Raw genomic sequence first — 16,260 nt, 5'->3', positions numbered from 1 at the left:
TAGGCTCAGCCTTAACTACGAGCTATCTTTCTACCAAAGCTATAATAGATCAGAGCTCCATCCAAAAAGAAGACCTGAGGTTGGGAGCCCCAGGTCTTAACTAACCAATTATTAACCTAAATTATGAAAAGTCTTTTTATTATTCTACACGAGGAATATTTCAACTATTAGACCAAAAAAAAGCATCTGCTCCTATTTCACATTTTTTTAACAAATAACTGAGATTAATATGACGGAGCCGATCGCTAGAAGCCAGTCTCGTAAATTATTACTACTCTTTACGTTAATAAAAGAGTCTGTCAGAAGTAATTTTGTCATAGTTGCTTTCAGGCTGCTCTGCAGCAATGAGCCCTCTGAAATCATTCATAAAATGCACCTTATTTGGATGTTTTTCGGCCATCTGTCGCACGAGTTCTAACATATAATAATTGCTTGGATATGCTTTAACTTGTGTTCTGATATCGTCAAAACTTGTATATTGACTATATTGATCAATATATCCCATGCCATAAAATCGACCATTTTCAATGACAATACAACTCTTTTCTTCCACACTTCTACCCTTATCTATAAATACATAAGAGGATCTTTGTTTTGACCACTCATCAATACAACGTTCGACCCTAGTATTATGCAGTTCACGATCAGGCAACTCAGCCCAACCTGTGGATTTAATTGCCAAACTGGCAGTGCCAAAATGACAAAACTGGGCGTTAATTTCAGCTTCTTTCATAAAGGATTGCAACAACTGAATAGCATCATATTCCCGCTGAAATAACTGAATACAATCCTGGACGCGGTTCATTTTACCAATTGCCAAATGGAGGTAACCATTTTGGTCCTCATAACAAAATAAGGCAAATTTTGGCTCGTAACGTTTGAGCGCCCGATTGTATTTAGGCCAAAGCCGTTTAATTTCGGCGCATTCCAACAGCAGGGACATCAGCTCGGTTCCACAGCATTCGCAACTAACATGATATATCTCTTTTAAAAAGTTTTGCCGTTGTGCTTGAATATTATTGCCTGTAAAATGCGACGATACCCTTTTCTTGATATTGACTGCTTTTCCAACATAGATTACTTTTCCATTTCTATCGTGAAAATAGTACACTCCAGGAGTGTCCGGGAGCTGCTCAAATTCTTTAAGATTTAAATGCGGCGGAAAGCGCTGTTCAATAGCCTTATGTTTGATCATTTCCTGAAATACCTGCGTTGTATCCAGTGCACGAAGGTACGCAAAAAGGATGGCTGTCGCATCCGCGTCACCGCCTGCACGATGCCGATTTTCAATGGGTATATCCAGATAATCACACAAACGGCCCAAACTATAAGATAATAACCCGGGCTTGATCTTACGGGCATAACGCACCGTACACAATTTAATTGAAGACCATTCTATTCCGACTTCTTGAAGTTGAAAACGAATAAAGGAATAATCAAAATTGACATTGTGTGCAACGAAAACCCGATCTTTCAATAAAGCGTGAATGTCTGAGGCAACATCCTCAAACATTGGCGCATCTTTTACCATGTCATTATCAATACCAGTCAGCGCAAAAATAGAATTTGGAATTTCCATACCTGGATTTACTAAAGTCTCCCAACGATGCAGCACCCGATTGCCGTCATGTATAACAATTGCAATTTCGGTGATGCGACTGGATTTCGCATTCCCGCCCGTGGTCTCAATATCCACAATGGCAAACTCTTGTTTTTTGCTTCGATTCATAATCATTCCTAGTACAAATATACTAACATTTTTAGTATATTTGTACTTTTTGTAATTTTATCCATAAAAGGAAGTAATGTGGAGTCAAAGAGGCCCTGTTTAACCTAGTCCCTTGTTCCGTCAATTTTTAGCAATATTCGACAGGATCAACAGTACAGGAAAGCTATTGACTAGATTTTGTCTATTTTGTATCTACTTTTATATAACACATCAAATTATCATCAATGGAAGTAATACATAAAACCAACGAAAAACATGGCAGTTTTGAAGTAATGGATCAAGAAAAGTCAGTCGCACAAATGACGTATACCTGGGCTGGCCCGACAAAGTTTATCATTGACCATACTGAAGTTAGTGAAAACTATACAGGTAAAGGTTTAGGTAGGCAAATGTTAATGGCTGCAGTTGCTTTTGCCCGAAAAGAACATCTCAAAATTCTTCCCCTATGTCCTTATGCAAAATCTGTCTTTGACAAAGAGGCGGAATTAGCCGATGTGCTTTTTTAGCCCAAAGAGAAAACATAAAAAGCAGGTTAATCTATCATTGAAAGAGCTAACCTGCTTTTATTATTTAGACAAGCTCCATTTCACTGAGACCTATCCGTGGATACAATAGACTAAAACCTCTCTAAAAACTTAAAAATAAGATCTGCTGCGAATTTAGCAGTGCGGGAATCGATATCAAAATAAGGGTTTAACTCAGCAATGTCCATCGACCTCAAATTAGGCAGTTCGATGATAGTACTGTACAAATCGAAAAATAATTCATCAGGAACTATACCATTAAAGGCTAGTGCACTTACACCCGGTGCATAAGGCGCTGCAAATGCATCCAGATCAATGGTCAGGTATACATAGTTCACCTGACTGGCAAAGTCGCGTATCTGTCTGCGAAGCACAGCAAGTCTGTCCGCGACTAAATCCTTCCGTTCAATAATCTGCGTATGCTTGGATTTTGCATAAGCAATAAGACCTTTCGTATTGCTGATTTCCTGTATACCAATGGCCAAATAGTGAAATGATTGACCTAGGTTGCTGAGGTCTTTTTCGATCTGAAAAAATCCAGTTCCTGAATTTCCCTGTCCTGCAGAAATTTCGCGCATATCCAGATGTGCATCGATGTTAATAATCCCGATCTGGTATTTCCTATCGCTCAAAAAACGCTTGACCCCAAGATAATGACCATAGGTTACCTCATGTCCCCCGCCCAAAACAATGGGAAATCCCCCGCCTTTAAGAATGGACGACACCGCATTTCCAAGAGCAGATTGCGAAGACTCCAAATCATTATCTACTAACAGAATATCACCAGCATCCTTAAGTTTAAGTTCAGATGAAAAATGAGCTGGTAAATTTGCAAGTACATTCCTTATTGCGCCTGGTCCATCCTTTGCACCTACCCGTCCCTGATTCCTACCAACACCTTCATCACTACAAAATCCCAAAAAAACCAACGATTGACTCAAATTGGTGTCAGCGGACAAGTCTATACAGTCCATCAACTGATGCCAACGCATCCAGTCTCTTTCTTCGCCATCAACCCGCCCCTTCCATACGGTCTTGTCTCCACGGGCATATAAGTCTTTGTGATTAAGTAAGGGATTCATCAGTCTTCATTAAACAATTCATCGATAATATCATCGTCTACCAGTTGCGCACGGGTAACCAACAGCGTGCTATTGCTCGCCATTGCATTATCCAAGGCTTGATTAGCCTCCTTATTACGAGCCCATGCACGCCTTGCAATACCATTATTTACATCAAAATACAACATTTTCTCCAATTTAACGTCAGCAGCAGCCGAACCGTCAAGCAGCATCCCAAACCCACCGTTAATGACTTCACCCCATCCAACACCGCCGCCATTATGGATAGATACCCAAGTTGCACCTCGAAAACTATCACCTATTACATTATGGATAGCCATATCAGCTGTAAACTGGCTACCGTCGTAGATATTGCTTGTCTCCCGATAAGGCGAATCCGTCCCGCTGACGTCGTGATGGTCGCGCCCCAAAACGACTGGGCCCGCCAAGTGTCCTTTTCGGACAGCTTCGTTAAATGCTTTGGCAATCGCGATGCGTCCGTTGGAATCCGCATACAGAATACGTGCCTGTGACCCGACAACCAAATTATTCTTACCCGCCTCCTTGATCCATTGGATATTATCCAACATTTGTTGCTGGATCTCCTTTGGAGCAATGGCCTGAAGGGAGGTCAATACATCCATCGCAAGCTGATCTGTCTTTTCCAGATCATTGGCCTCACCGGAGACACAGACCCAACGGAATGGTCCAAAACCATAATCAAAGCACATTGGTCCCAAAATATCCTGAACATAAGAAGGATAGCGAAATCCGTCCTCCTCTCTGTTCAGTATTGCCGCTCCGGCGCGTCTACTTTCCAACAAGAATGCATTTCCATAGTCAAAGAAATATGTCCCTTTAGCTACATGTTTATTAATCGCATCTACATGACGAACTAAGGTTGCTTGCACATAATATTTAAATGTATCCGGATCAGCGGCCATCAACGCATTGGATTCGGCAAAGGATAATCCCATCGGATAATATCCGCCGGACCAAGGATTATGGAGCGAAGTCTGATCCGATCCAACTGTTACATAAATATTCTCGCGGTCAAATACTTCCCATACCTCAACGATATTACCAATATAGGCAAATGATACAGCCTGCTTTTGAAGCATTGCTGTCCGAACCTGTTCCACCAATTGGGCAATATCTTCAATCAAGACATCTACCCAACCTTGCTCGTATCGTTTTTTAGCAGCTGCAGGATTAACCTCGGCACATACAGTTATACAGCCCGCAATATTACCTGCTTTAGGTTGCGCGCCACTCATTCCACCCAAGCCCGAGGTTAAAAATACCTTTCCTTGAATTGATTCGCCGGGAGGTAGCTGCCGACGGAAGGCATTCATTACAGTAATAGTGGTCCCGTGAACGATTCCCTGTGGACCAATATACATGTACGAACCAGCTGTCATCTGCCCATACTGCGTGACACCCAGTGCATTATAACGCTCCCAGTCATCCGGCTTGGAGTAATTGGGTATCATCATCCCATTACTAACAACGACACGCGGGGCATGTTCTGACGATGGGAACAGTCCCATGGGATGCCCACTGTACATGTGTAGGGTCTGCTCATCAGTCATTTGGGACAGATAATGCATTGTAAGCCGATATTGTGCCCAGTTCTGAAAAACAGCGCCATTGCCGCCATAGGTAATCAGTTCATGGGGATGTTGAGCAACTGCAGGGTCCAAATTGTTCTGGATCATCAGCATAATGGCCGCCGCCTGTTTACTTTTTGCAGGATACGCATCTATTGGCCGCGCATGCATCGCATAGTCAGGTCTAAAACGATACATATAGATCCTGCCGTACTCCTTTAATTCTGCCAAAAACTCTGGCGCCAGTTCAGCATGCCATGATTTCGGAAAGTAACGAAGGGCATTCCTCAAGGCCAATTTTTCTTCCTTTTTCGAAAGAATGTCCTTGCGTCGCGGTGCATGGCTTACTGTAGCGTCACGTTCTATTTTAGGTGGTAGCTGGGAGGGAATACCCTCTGCAACTACACGACTAAATATATTCTCTATCATCGTTCCTTTGAAAATACTTCTTTGCCATTTTTCCATACAGCCGAAGGCTGCATGCTTCCTTGGTAATAAGTGATATCTTGATAATTATCGGTCTGGAATAAAACAAAATCCGCACGCATTCCCTTACTCAACTTGCCTCGATCTCGCAGATTCAAGGCCTGTGCGGCGCGAAAAGTCAATGCTGCTAAAACTTCCGCATTGCTTAGTTTTTCCATCGTAGCCAATATGCAGGCGCTGGTCAGCAATTGGCCCATTGGTGCAGAGCCCGGGTTCCAGTCGCTCGCAATGGCCAGGCATGCGCCAGCATCCAGCAGTTTTCGTGCTGGAGTGAAAGCACAACCAATGCCAATTGATGCGGCAGGCAATGCTACAGCAACAGTATCAGACTGCGCTAAAAGCTCGATTTCAACCGCTGTGGACGCCTCCATATGATCGGCCGATCGCGCCCCTAATTCCACGGCGATCTGGCTTCCTGAAGTACTGAACTGATCCGCGTGAATCGTCAGATCAAAGCCCATTTCTTTGGCCCGTTGCAAATATGGTCTGATCGTTTCCGCATCGAATGCTGTCTTTTCAATAAAAGCATCCACTCGATTGGACAATTGCTGTGCTTTCAACTCCGGGAAAAGCGCTGTTTCCATCAAATCAAGGTAATCTTTTGCGGCCCCTTTATAGTCCCTTGGCAGCATATGGGCTGCCAGGCAGGTTGGAACCAAGTCCGCCGCAGTAAGTTCATTTGCTTTCTTTATCGCACGTAGAATTTTAAGTTCTTCTTTAACCTCAAGACCATAACCGCTTTTAACTTCGATTGTTGTAACCCCTTGCGCCAATAAAAACAACGCACGATCGACAGTAAGCTGTTTCAGATCCTCCTCCGTGCAAGCCCTTGTATGGGTGACAGTGCTCCAAATTCCACCACCAGCTTCCGCAATTTCAAGATAAGAAGAACCGCCATTTCGAAGTGCGAAATCATTTGCCCGCTGCCCCGCATAACAGATATGGGTATGGCAGTCAACAAAACCAGGTAGTGCAACCTGATCACCTTCAAGACGAACAAGAACTGCTTTATCTTGCCATTTTTGGTATAGAAAATCAAAGTCACCAACCTCTTGAACAAACTCACCCCCGATCAAAATTCCTGCTTGTTCGATAACCTGCAGTTTCGCATCCCTTACGGCACCCTTCAACGGAATATTGTCCATTGTCAACAATTGACTGAACGGGCCTATCAGTTTTAAATCCTTTTCCATTTTCATGTGAGGCTAAAATGTATCAAAACGTTCTACCAGTTCCATTGTTATGGCTTTCTGCGGATTGCTTCGACGACGTAAGCTAATCAGCTCGCCAGATTTGACCAACTCCAATGCATTACTCAGCAAAGTTTCCATAGGCTGATCGGATTCAATATGTGGAATAAATTGTCGTACGCGTTCATGAACCGCCTCTAATGCCGGAGTGGACTGCAGCGGGTGATGATAATCCTTCGCCTGCGCTGCGCACAATAGTTCAATGCTCAGGATTTTATCCACGTTGTCTATGACTTGAAGCAGCTTTCTACCGGAGATAGAGCCCATGCTCACATGATCTTCCTGCCCCAGCGATGTCGGTATACTGTCTGCACTAGCGGGAAAACACAGGCCCTTATTTTCACTTGCAATAGCGGCTGTACTGTACTGAAGAATCATAAAACCAGAATTGAGTCCTGTCGATTTCATTAACAATTTAGGAACCCCATTGGTTTGCCCCTCTAAGGATAAATAAACCCGACGGTCTGATATATTGCCTATTTCAGAAACCGCCAGCGTGGCATAATCCAGAGGTAAGGCAATGGACTGCCCATGGAAACTACCGCCACTTATTGTCAATTCATCGTTTATAATAACGGGGTTATCCGTTACCGAATTGATTTCTAATTCGATCGTCTCCTTAAGATGAAGCCAGGCATTACGTGAAGCACCATGCACCTGTGGGATACAACGTAAAGAATATGGATCCTGAACGCGCGAACAATCTTTATGACTTTCTAAAATAGCAGACCCATAAAGTAAAGAATGGATATTTGAAGCAACATAACGGTTACCTGCATGTGGCCGCAGTTCATGTAGTTCGGAAAAAAAAGGTTTAATGGAGCCATTCAGCCCCTCAATCATCAATGCTGCGATAATATCCGCATTTTGAAGCACCCGGTTAAATTCACTGACAGCTTTTACACCATGAGCGGCCATAAATTGTGTTCCATTAATCAATGCTAGCCCTTCTTTAGCTCCCAAATGAACCGGCTTGAGGCCATGCTTCGCCAAAATTGTCTCCGTTGCATAAATCTCACCATTGACGCTGACTTTCCCTAGACCGATCAATGGCAAAAAAAGATGGGACAAAGGTGCCAGATCACCCGAGGCACCAACTGAACCCTGCTTGGGAACAACAGGAACGACATCCTGTTCAATATGCCAGATAATACGTTCTATGGTACTGTACTGAACCCCCGAAAAGCCCTTCGCCAATGCGTGCACTTTTAATATAAGCATCACTTTAGCCAGATCATTAGCGATAGGTTCACCCATTCCCACAGCATGACTCTTCAGAATATTTTCTTGCAATAGCTGTGTTTGATCCGCGTCGATTAAAGTCGTACAGAGCGGGCCAAAACCGGTATTGATACCATACACAACCTGCCCACGTTCGACAATCTGCCTCACGTAGGCCGCACTCCTATCGATATTTGCTTTTACTTGTGCCGAGATTTCCCCCTTAATATCCCCTTTTGCTATTGCTAAGGCAATGGAGCAAGTCAAATGCCCACTGCCGTATAAGAATTTTTCCATCGTTATAAAGCTTTTATCAAATTTAGCCGCTATATTTAATAATTAGAAATACCATTTTTATCATCAATTGATAACCATGAATTATCAGATAGAACTCAGACACCTTCTTTACTTCAAAGTGTTAGCCGAAGAGCTGCATTTCAGAAAAGCTGCTGAAAGGCTATTTATCGCCCAGCCAGGACTGAGCCGGCAGATCAAGCAGTTGGAGGAAAACTACCGTGTAACGCTATTGGAACGGAACAAACGACATGTATCACTGACCGAGGCAGGCAATTATCTCTTTGATGAGGTGAAAGAATTGTTTAGGCATTTGGATCAGATTGAAGCCCAGCTCCAGAGCTTGGCCAATGGCAGAATCAGCACACTAAAACTGGGGTTTATCGGCTCGGCAGTACAGACAATATTACCACAATTACTAATCGACCTCAAACAAAAACAACCGGATATTGAGCTGTCGCTACATGAACTTGCCAATGAAACACAATTGGATCTGATTCAAAAGAAGGAACTTGATTTTGGCTTCGTCCGTCTTTCCGATACGCCCATAGGACTACATAGCCTTCCTATTTATACGGAACATTTCAGCTTGGTATTGCCAAAAAACCATCCATTATTAATGCAGAAAAAACCAAATCTGTACGAATTAAAGAATGAATCCTTTATCTTATTTTCGAAAAATTACAGTCATTCTTATTACGATCTGGTCATGAGTATTTTCCAAGATCATCAGTTTACGCCGAAAGTTACGTTACGTACCGTAAACGCGTTAACAATATTCAATATGGTGGCTCAGGGACTGGGTGTCGCCATTGTTCCCGCCTCTTTAAAGAATGGTTATCAGGTTGATGTCTGTTTCCTAGAACTGGACAGCTTGCCCCAACGAACGACCCTTTCCTTGGTTTGGAATACCGAAAATCGTAATCCTGGGATACCATTCGTTTTGGATATTATCACTTCCCAAAGCCTGAAAGCCCTTATTGCTGAAGACTAGCCTTTTTTATCGTAGAAATATTTGATATATTTACTCGACTATATATTTAAAAAAACAAATTATGATTTTAGAAGTAGCCGTATTACAAATTATCGAGGGACAACAGTCTAATTTCGAACGTGATTATAAAACTGCCTGCCAGTATATAAGCGCAAGCAAAGGGTATATCACACATTCGCTCCGCAAATGCATTGAAAAGGATAACCAATATATTCTATTGGTCGAATGGGAAACATTAGAAGACCACACTGTTGGCTTCAGAGAGTCTGACTTATTTAAAGAATGGGAAAAACTATTACATCACTATTATGATCCGTTCCCTACCGTAGAACATTATGAAGTGTTAAAATAGCTTTTTTTATCCACCTTTTCCAATAATATCTACTACCTTTGTAGAAATTTTAAATTCAACTTTTAACCACTGTGAAGCCTAAGGCTTTACGGTAATACACAGAATAAGATGTATACAAAAGAAAAAGCAAAAGTAAATAGTTTCACGGTAGACCACACCAAATTGAAACAAGGGATATATGCGAAGGCTTCCAATACCAATAACAGCGCCATTGAAAGCTACACGACATACGATATCCGCATGATCAGACCGAATTCTCCAGAGCGCATGTTATCTCCGGAAGTGATGCACACGTTGGAGCATTGTTTTGCTACGGAAATTAGGACAATCTTGGGTGACGAAGTGATCTATGTTGGACCAATGGGCTGTTGCACGGGATTTTATGTAGTCTTAGCAGGCACAGAGAGAAGCCCTCAAGCTGTTGCCGAATTGATGAAAGAAGTGCTCGAAACGATTTTGACCGAGGGTTATGAGGTACCTTTTCAAAATCCGATCAGTTGCGGAAACTACACGTTTATGGATTTCGATTCCTCAAAACAAGCCTGTGTCAATTTCTTACATTTGATCAATGCTGGAGAACTCGCTTTCGAATACCCTTATATTGAAGAAAACTAAATGATCCTTAACAAAGAGATTGAAACAATCATCCTGGTAGCAAATAAAAATGAATTATCTTTTACTACCGACAATAAATCGACCATCATCTATGAAATAGGTGTTGGGAAAGTGAACGCACTTTTATCTATAGCAACACTATATGAGGAGATCAGGGCGCTGGGCATCACCCCAGTTCTACTCAATGTAGGCACGGTAGGATGTATACGATACCCAATCGGTCATGTATTGTACCCAAATTACTATGCGCAAGGTGACGCTTATACCGATGGATTCTTTTTGGAGAACACGCTTTTCCTAAAGGGGCAAGGTTCAATCGAATCTGTTTCCCAGGCGGAATTTAATTATGAAGACGCCCTATTGACATCAGATCGTTTTATCAATGTAAATACAGCATTCTATCAAGATATCAAGCACCTGAATCCTTTAGCTTTTGATATGGAAGGTTACGCGCTTGCAAATTTTTGCTTTCTCAAAAATCTGTCTTTTCATAGTGTCAAAATTGTTTCTGACAACTGCGATGGCACTGTAAAAGATTGGGAGAGCATCCTTGGTGAAATTTCCGGCCGATTGGGAAAAATATTGGATGAATTTGTGAATAACCGACTCCACAAAGAAACAATAAGCATATCAAGTATTTCTTAAGATTGAATACAGCATAAAAAGACCTAAAGCAAAAACTCTAGGTCTTTTTTTAATTCCCTTCTACTAAAGTATCGAAATAACAGGAACCCCACCCTACCTAGACTTTTTATTCAGGTCAATAAAAATCAAGAATCACGATCATTTAAATTAATCTAAACTATTTCCAGCTGAGAGTTGTTTAATTAGATAGATTATGCACCCATCGTTATATTCAGTATAATTCTTCTACACTGCAATTAAATCGATCTAATATTTATATGAAGAACAAAAAAAAAATAATAATTTCAAATAGGCTGCCGATACAAATAGAACGAAAAAAAGATAAACTTATCATCAAACCAAGTGCAGGCGGTTTAGCCACCGGCTTAAACTCAGCCTTTGATTCCACGGAGATTCTTTGGGTAGGATGGCCAGGAATAGTTCCTAAGGATGATAGTGAAAGAGAGAAAATTACGGAGTTACTCAAGCCGATGAATCTGCTACCAGTCTTCCTGTCAAAAGAAGAAATCCGCAATTTCTATGAAGGTTATTCCAATGAAGTTCTCTGGCCAATCTGTCATTACCAGCCCAGTTATATCCATTTTGACCGGGAATACTGGTCTACCTACGTGACAGTCAATAAAAAATTTTGTGAGGCCGCATTGGCAGTACAGCAATCCACAGATTTCATCTGGGTGCAGGATTACCAGCTCATGTTGCTCCCACAAATGTTACGGCAAGAAAGCAATGAACTCAATATCGGTTACTTTCACCATATCCCATTCCCTTCAGAGGAACTTTTCATGAATATTCCACAACGAAAGGAGCTTATTGAAGGTCTGCTTGGGGCTGATCTTATTGGCTTTCATACATTCGCAGATAGTCAAAACTTTCTTAACGCATGTAAAAAAATACTAAATGTACCCTGTGGTCATAATCAACTTAAATACAAAGATAGACATATATTTATCGAATCATTTCCAATGGGGATTGACTATGACAAGTTTGTTCATACCAGTTCGCTCCCTGAAGTAACTACGATCGCTACTCAATTTCGTAGTCATTTCCCAGATCAAAAAATAATTATATCAGTAGATCGACTGGATTACAGCAAGGGAATTTTGGAAAGACTTAGGGCCTTTCTCACTTTCTTGGAAAAATATCCGGAATGGCATTCAAAAGTAGTGTTATATATGCTTATTGTGCCCTCTAGAGATAAAGTATCTCAGTATAAGAAACTAAAAGATGAAATTAACAGAAAAGTAAGCGAGATCAATTCGATCTATGGCAATCTAAGTTGGACGCCTGTTCTCTACTTTTATAAATCTCTACCATTTGAAGAGTTAATAGGTCTATACGTCGCGTCCGATATCTGTATGATTACTTCAACGCGCGATGGTATGAATCTCGTCAGTAAGGAATACATCGCCAGCAAGACTCACACCGATGGCGTATTGATTCTAAGCGAATTTGCAGGTGCCTCAAAGGAACTTGTTGACGCACTCATTGTCAACCCGTATAATAGAGCTGAGACTGCAGACAGTATTTACCATGCACTTAAAATGGCACCTGAAGAGATTAACGAGCGTACCGAAGCAAATCGTCAAATTATACAGAAGTTTAACGTGCAGCACTGGGTTCGCTTGTTTATAAATCGTTTGGCCGAGACTAAGGCAATACAACGTGACGAATGGGCAAGAAGAATTTCTGATAAGGTATTTAACAGTATCGCCGAACGTTATCGAAAAAGCCACAATAGGCTATTTTTTTTAGATTATGACGGCACACTTGTCAAATTTCAAAATCATGCACAAAAGGCTAGCCCAACGGTTCTTTTGTACAATCTCCTGGATAGCATTATCGCAGATCCGCTTAACACTTTGGTTATCATTAGCGGTCGGGCGCAGGAAAGCCTCTCAACCTGGTTTGACGGACGTTCCTACTATTTGGTTGCCGAGCATGGGATCTGGTCCAATTTCCCAAACTTCAATTGGGCTTATAAAAAGGGATTGGCCTTACATTGGATGCCCGAAGTAAAAAAAATAATGGAAAAGCTTGCTGATCAAACTCCGGGCGCCTACATAGAAGCCAAACCCTACTCCCTGGCTTGGCACTATCGTAAAGTGGAGCTCGGACTGGGAGAGCTCAAAGCAGCCGAATTGAAAGAAATCTTAAATCCAATGTTAAATGACTATGGACTGCAACTTCTTGATGGCAATGCTGTTATTGAAGTTAAAAACACCGAAGTCAACAAAGGAAAATCTGCGTTAGAAATTGCGGGCCATATTAAAGCCGATTTTCTATTAGCCATTGGAGATGACATTACGGATGAAGATCTCTTTAAATATCTGCCACCTTCCACAATCAGTATCAAAGTGGGGAGTAATAAATCAGCTGCAAAATACTATTTGGATCAGCAGGAAGATGTTCTTCAATTTTTAAATCAACTTATTCTAAAATAATGAAGGAAAATACAATATCAAACAGACATATTTATGAAGCCGGTATAATCGGTAACTGTTCTTACATTGCCCATGTAGGCATTGATACCAACATTTCTTGGCTATGTTGGCCATCCTTTGAAGATAGTTTTGTATTTGGCGGCCTAATCGATAAAACTCAGGGTGGATGTTTCGTCGTAAAACCGGAAGAAGAGATTGTTGAGACCAAGCAATATTATATTAAAAACTCCAATATACTTTGTACCGAAGTTCACACTGAATCTTTTGCTTACCGTATTACAGATTTTGCTCCACGATTTGAACAATTTGGCCGGTATTTTAAACCATTGATGTTGATCCGGAAAATAGAACCGCTCCGAGGTGCACCCAGTGTTAATATCCAATGTCAGCCAACGGGAAATTATGGTCGTAGCACTTTAAAGGCTACGCGAGGAAGCAACCATATTCTGTATAGCAGTGCTGAAAATGGTGAACGCATCCGATTGACTACCGATGTGCCAATCTCGCATTTTTTTCAAGATGATAGCTGGACAATTATTAGCGATAACAAATATCTTATACTGACTTATGAAGCCGCATTCGAATCTGCAATCGCTAGCACCTGTGAAGATTTCCTACAAAAAACACTAAGCTACTGGCAACGTTGGATAAAAAGGTGTAGTATCCCAAATATCTATCAAAAAGAAGTCATTCGTTCGGCGTTGGTACTCAAATTACATCAATATGAAGATACCGGGGCTATTATTGCCGCATCAACAACGAGTCTTCCCGAATTTCCTGGTTCCGGACGAAATTGGGATTACCGCTATTGCTGGGTACGCGACAGCTATTATGTATTGACAGCATTGACACATATTGGTCAATTCGAAGAAATGGAGAGCTTTGCTAATTATATTGCCGGCATCACACACCACAATCCTGGAAGACTACAGCCGCTATACGGGATACTTGGAAACGCTGAGCTCACCGAACACATTCTTCCCGATTTAAAAGGATATCAGGATAGCGGTCCAGTTCGCATTGGAAATCAAGCATTTGAACACATCCAAAATGATGTATATGGTCAGGCGATGATTGCTTTGCTCCCATTGTTCACAGACCAGCGTTTCAAAATCCACGAGAACAAAAATGTATTGGGTTGGGTAAATTTTATACTCGAAAAAATTGAGGCAACAATAGATGAGAAAGATGCTGGTATTTGGGAGTTCAGAAATTTTGCCAATCACCATTGTTATTCAAATCTCTTTCAATGGGTCGGTTGCAAAGCCGCTTTACTTATTGCACGCCAAAACGGTTATCAAGATATGGAGCAACGAGCAACCGTTTTACTTGAAAAGGCAGCTGCATATATTGAAGCCTGTTATGACAACGAAAGAAAAGTATATCAAAATGCATTGGAAAGCCAAAATTTAGATGCTAGCACCTTACAATTGATCGTGATGGATTATTTGGACCCCAAATCAGACCGCGCCCGGCAGCACTTGGAAATGTTGGAAAAAGAATTAAAAGGTGAAAATGGGCTTTTTTATCGCTATAAACATCAAGATGACTTCGGAAAACCCAAGGCAACCTTTTTAGTTTGTGCATTCTGGTATGTTGAAGCCTTGGCTTGTGTAGGAAGAATTGAAGAGGCAAAAGAAATACTGGAGAGATTACTTACCTATAGTAACCATCTAGGTTTATTTAGTGAAGATGTCACTGAAGATAACGGAAGCCAATGGGGTAATTTTCCTCAGGCCTATAGCCATGTAGGATTAATGAATGCCGTTTATCGACTTGCTATAAAACTAGATAAACCAATATTCTCCCTATAACATAAAAAATGCTGTCAATAAAATATTGGCAGCATTCCTCCTCATATGTAAGTTTAAAATTTAATTTAACTTCTACATTTTATCTAACCAGTCTTCCACTTCTTCCTTCGTCTTTCCAGTTTTTTGTTGCAATTTACCCAACAACTCGTCTTCCTTCCCCTCAGCATATAACAAATCATCATCAGTTAAGTCAGCATATTGTTGCTTGACTTTACCTTTTAATTCGTTCCAACGTCCTTTCCATGTTAAATTAGCCATAATATTCCTTTTTTTAGTTAAAAATGAATTGATGTATTATATTAAAGTTTCTTTATACTCATCAAAATGATCACAAATTTCTTCCATCCCGATATTCTTACCCATTAAATCAATAAAGCGATTTTTATAGAGGGAAAAAATATATAGGCCCGTAGCAATATTCCCAATGACGAATATGCCTTCGAGCTCGTTGCTCCTAACGATTTTATCTTTTAGGTGACACTCCTTTAGCAACGGAATAGTATAAGAAGACCATCTTCCCATCCGATCTTTAAGGATCAATCCTATGTCTTTTGTTCTCATTGTGTTATAAATCCTTTCCAATTATAAAACAGTAGCTAAAGAATAAATGTTTCGAAAATTTAACGTCTAAGACCAGAATAAGTGTTTAATCTTCAAGCCAGGTATTTATACGTTGTAAAGTGAGAAATTGACTGATAAATTATATTAATTCTATAACAGATGTTTAATTCAACAGTTTGATTTATTATTCAATCGTGCGTTAATAAAGTAATAGATTGCCCGAATCAATATCAATTGCTGGCATATTTCACAAAAAGACAACCATTCTAATTTTGTAAGTGTTCTCTCTAAAAGGAATTATGAGAACAACAATTCAACTTCGTAGCGGGATTCCTATGACATTCGAGGATGCGCTTATTCTTTTAAACGAAATAGATCCAACTAATCCGGGCACAGATGACGGTGCACCTATACGGAGAGCTCCAAGAGTTCCTGACTTAGAAGAAGTGACACCCAACAAATATTATCCTGAAAGTGCAGAAGGCCCCGATCCAACTGAGGAAGAACAACGGGATAGAGATAATATCCCCAATAACGATCCAGGCAACGATAAAAATCCAGAGCGTCCAGATCATGAAGAAGAGGACATTTATAACCCTGCTTCAGACCAGGAGGAGGATGTGGAGGAGAAAGGCTTATAATCATTCGTAAAAAATATACTAA

15 protein-coding genes are annotated in these 16,260 nt (G+C 40.9%); 8 read left to right on the top strand and 7 right to left on the bottom strand.

Features of this window, described 5'->3' with window-relative positions; translation table 11 throughout:
* Positions 1-283: 283 nt before the first annotated feature.
* Complete coding sequence (locus tag B4A24_RS13325; protein WP_293945580.1) at positions 284-1,729, bottom strand: exonuclease domain-containing protein; 1,446 nt, start codon at positions 1,727-1,729, stop codon at positions 284-286.
* A 224-nt stretch (positions 1,730-1,953) separates the two neighbouring features.
* Between B4A24_RS13325 and B4A24_RS13320 the strand changes: the two genes are divergently transcribed.
* The gene (locus B4A24_RS13320) at positions 1,954-2,235 is read left to right on the top strand and encodes a GNAT family N-acetyltransferase (protein WP_293945579.1); all 282 of its coding nucleotides are present in this window, start codon (positions 1,954-1,956) and stop codon (positions 2,233-2,235) included.
* A gap of 110 nt (positions 2,236-2,345) precedes the next feature.
* Here B4A24_RS13320 and hutG read toward each other — a convergent pair whose 3' ends face one another.
* Genes hutG through hutH form a run of 4 tightly spaced genes read right to left on the bottom strand, consistent with a single transcriptional unit; the run spans position 2,346 to position 8,178 of the window.
* Positions 2,346-3,335 carry a formimidoylglutamase gene (gene hutG / locus B4A24_RS13315; protein ID WP_293945578.1) on the bottom strand — a complete coding sequence of 330 codons (990 nt, stop codon included), beginning with the start codon at positions 3,333-3,335 and terminating at the stop codon, positions 2,346-2,348.
* A complete protein-coding gene (locus tag B4A24_RS13310; RefSeq protein ID WP_293945577.1) occupies positions 3,335-5,353 on the bottom strand; it encodes a urocanate hydratase in 2,019 nt (672 codons plus the stop codon). The genes hutG and B4A24_RS13310 overlap by 1 nt, the downstream gene beginning before the upstream one ends.
* Positions 5,350-6,603, bottom strand: coding sequence for an imidazolonepropionase (gene hutI / locus B4A24_RS13305; protein WP_293945576.1), 1,254 nt, complete (start codon positions 6,601-6,603; stop codon positions 5,350-5,352). Before hutI ends, B4A24_RS13310 begins: the two co-directional genes overlap by 4 nt.
* A gap of 12 nt (positions 6,604-6,615) precedes the next feature.
* Positions 6,616-8,178 carry a histidine ammonia-lyase gene (gene hutH / locus B4A24_RS13300; RefSeq protein ID WP_293945575.1) on the bottom strand — a complete coding sequence of 521 codons (1,563 nt, stop codon included), beginning with the start codon at positions 8,176-8,178 and terminating at the stop codon, positions 6,616-6,618.
* Between the two features lie 76 nt (positions 8,179-8,254).
* On the opposite strand from hutH, the gene B4A24_RS13295 reads away from it, so the two are divergent.
* The 6 genes from B4A24_RS13295 to B4A24_RS13270 all read left to right on the top strand — a co-directional run bounded on the left by B4A24_RS13295 (position 8,255) and on the right by B4A24_RS13270 (position 15,036).
* Positions 8,255-9,169 (top strand): LysR family transcriptional regulator, encoded by a 915-nt coding sequence (locus B4A24_RS13295; RefSeq protein WP_293945574.1) that lies wholly within the window; start codon positions 8,255-8,257, stop codon positions 9,167-9,169.
* A gap of 61 nt (positions 9,170-9,230) precedes the next feature.
* Positions 9,231-9,521 (top strand): antibiotic biosynthesis monooxygenase family protein, encoded by a 291-nt coding sequence (locus B4A24_RS13290; RefSeq protein ID WP_104382017.1) that lies wholly within the window; start codon positions 9,231-9,233, stop codon positions 9,519-9,521.
* 108 nt (positions 9,522-9,629) lie between these two features.
* Positions 9,630-10,136 carry an S-ribosylhomocysteine lyase gene (locus B4A24_RS13285; protein WP_293945573.1) on the top strand — a complete coding sequence of 169 codons (507 nt, stop codon included), beginning with the start codon at positions 9,630-9,632 and terminating at the stop codon, positions 10,134-10,136.
* Positions 10,137-10,781 carry a hypothetical protein gene (locus B4A24_RS13280; protein WP_293945572.1) on the top strand — a complete coding sequence of 215 codons (645 nt, stop codon included), beginning with the start codon at positions 10,137-10,139 and terminating at the stop codon, positions 10,779-10,781.
* A gap of 257 nt (positions 10,782-11,038) precedes the next feature.
* Positions 11,039-13,222: a bifunctional alpha,alpha-trehalose-phosphate synthase (UDP-forming)/trehalose-phosphatase gene (locus tag B4A24_RS13275; protein ID WP_293945571.1), complete on the top strand. Its 2,184-nt coding sequence runs from the start codon at positions 11,039-11,041 to the stop codon at positions 13,220-13,222.
* Positions 13,222-15,036, top strand: coding sequence for a glycoside hydrolase family 15 protein (locus B4A24_RS13270; protein WP_293945570.1), 1,815 nt, complete (start codon positions 13,222-13,224; stop codon positions 15,034-15,036). Before B4A24_RS13275 ends, B4A24_RS13270 begins: the two co-directional genes overlap by 1 nt.
* A gap of 72 nt (positions 15,037-15,108) precedes the next feature.
* Here B4A24_RS13270 and B4A24_RS13265 read toward each other — a convergent pair whose 3' ends face one another.
* The gene (locus tag B4A24_RS13265; protein WP_172394192.1) at positions 15,109-15,294 is read right to left on the bottom strand and encodes a CsbD family protein; all 186 of its coding nucleotides are present in this window, start codon (positions 15,292-15,294) and stop codon (positions 15,109-15,111) included.
* Positions 15,295-15,330: 36 nt separating this feature from the next.
* The gene (locus B4A24_RS13260; protein WP_172394193.1) at positions 15,331-15,597 is read right to left on the bottom strand and encodes a hypothetical protein; all 267 of its coding nucleotides are present in this window, start codon (positions 15,595-15,597) and stop codon (positions 15,331-15,333) included.
* A gap of 299 nt (positions 15,598-15,896) precedes the next feature.
* Here B4A24_RS13260 and B4A24_RS13255 point away from each other — a divergent pair, with 299 nt between their 5' ends.
* Positions 15,897-16,238 (top strand): hypothetical protein, encoded by a 342-nt coding sequence (locus B4A24_RS13255; RefSeq protein ID WP_293945569.1) that lies wholly within the window; start codon positions 15,897-15,899, stop codon positions 16,236-16,238.
* The last annotated feature ends 22 nt before the right edge of the window (positions 16,239-16,260 follow it).

This window comes from Sphingobacterium sp. UBA7249, from assembly GCF_002472835.1.
Lineage (GTDB): Bacteria > Bacteroidota > Bacteroidia > Sphingobacteriales > Sphingobacteriaceae > Sphingobacterium > Sphingobacterium prati.
The sequence above is the reverse complement of the archived record's forward strand: the minus strand, read 5'-3'. Positions and strand labels throughout refer to the sequence as shown.

Excerpts from the sequence above, each read along its gene's own strand:
- B4A24_RS13325 (WP_293945580.1), bottom strand. The coding sequence starts at position 1,729 with ATGAATCGAAGCAAAAAACAAGAGTTTGCCATTGTGGATATTGAGACC.
- B4A24_RS13320 (WP_293945579.1), top strand. The coding sequence starts at position 1,954 with ATGGAAGTAATACATAAAACCAACGAAAAACATGGCAGTTTTGAAGTA.
- hutG (WP_293945578.1), bottom strand. The coding sequence starts at position 3,335 with ATGAATCCCTTACTTAATCACAAAGACTTATATGCCCGTGGAGACAAG.
- B4A24_RS13310 (WP_293945577.1), bottom strand. The coding sequence starts at position 5,353 with ATGATAGAGAATATATTTAGTCGTGTAGTTGCAGAGGGTATTCCCTCC.
- hutI (WP_293945576.1), bottom strand. The coding sequence starts at position 6,603 with ATGGAAAAGGATTTAAAACTGATAGGCCCGTTCAGTCAATTGTTGACA.
- hutH (WP_293945575.1), bottom strand. The coding sequence starts at position 8,178 with ATGGAAAAATTCTTATACGGCAGTGGGCATTTGACTTGCTCCATTGCC.
- B4A24_RS13295 (WP_293945574.1), top strand. The coding sequence starts at position 8,255 with ATGAATTATCAGATAGAACTCAGACACCTTCTTTACTTCAAAGTGTTA.
- B4A24_RS13290 (WP_104382017.1), top strand. The coding sequence starts at position 9,231 with ATGATTTTAGAAGTAGCCGTATTACAAATTATCGAGGGACAACAGTCT.
- B4A24_RS13285 (WP_293945573.1), top strand. The coding sequence starts at position 9,630 with ATGTATACAAAAGAAAAAGCAAAAGTAAATAGTTTCACGGTAGACCAC.
- B4A24_RS13280 (WP_293945572.1), top strand. The coding sequence starts at position 10,137 with ATGATCCTTAACAAAGAGATTGAAACAATCATCCTGGTAGCAAATAAA.
- B4A24_RS13275 (WP_293945571.1), top strand. The coding sequence starts at position 11,039 with ATGAAGAACAAAAAAAAAATAATAATTTCAAATAGGCTGCCGATACAA.
- B4A24_RS13270 (WP_293945570.1), top strand. The coding sequence starts at position 13,222 with ATGAAGGAAAATACAATATCAAACAGACATATTTATGAAGCCGGTATA.
- B4A24_RS13265 (WP_172394192.1), bottom strand. The coding sequence starts at position 15,294 with ATGGCTAATTTAACATGGAAAGGACGTTGGAACGAATTAAAAGGTAAA.
- B4A24_RS13260 (WP_172394193.1), bottom strand. The coding sequence starts at position 15,597 with ATGAGAACAAAAGACATAGGATTGATCCTTAAAGATCGGATGGGAAGA.
- B4A24_RS13255 (WP_293945569.1), top strand. The coding sequence starts at position 15,897 with ATGAGAACAACAATTCAACTTCGTAGCGGGATTCCTATGACATTCGAG.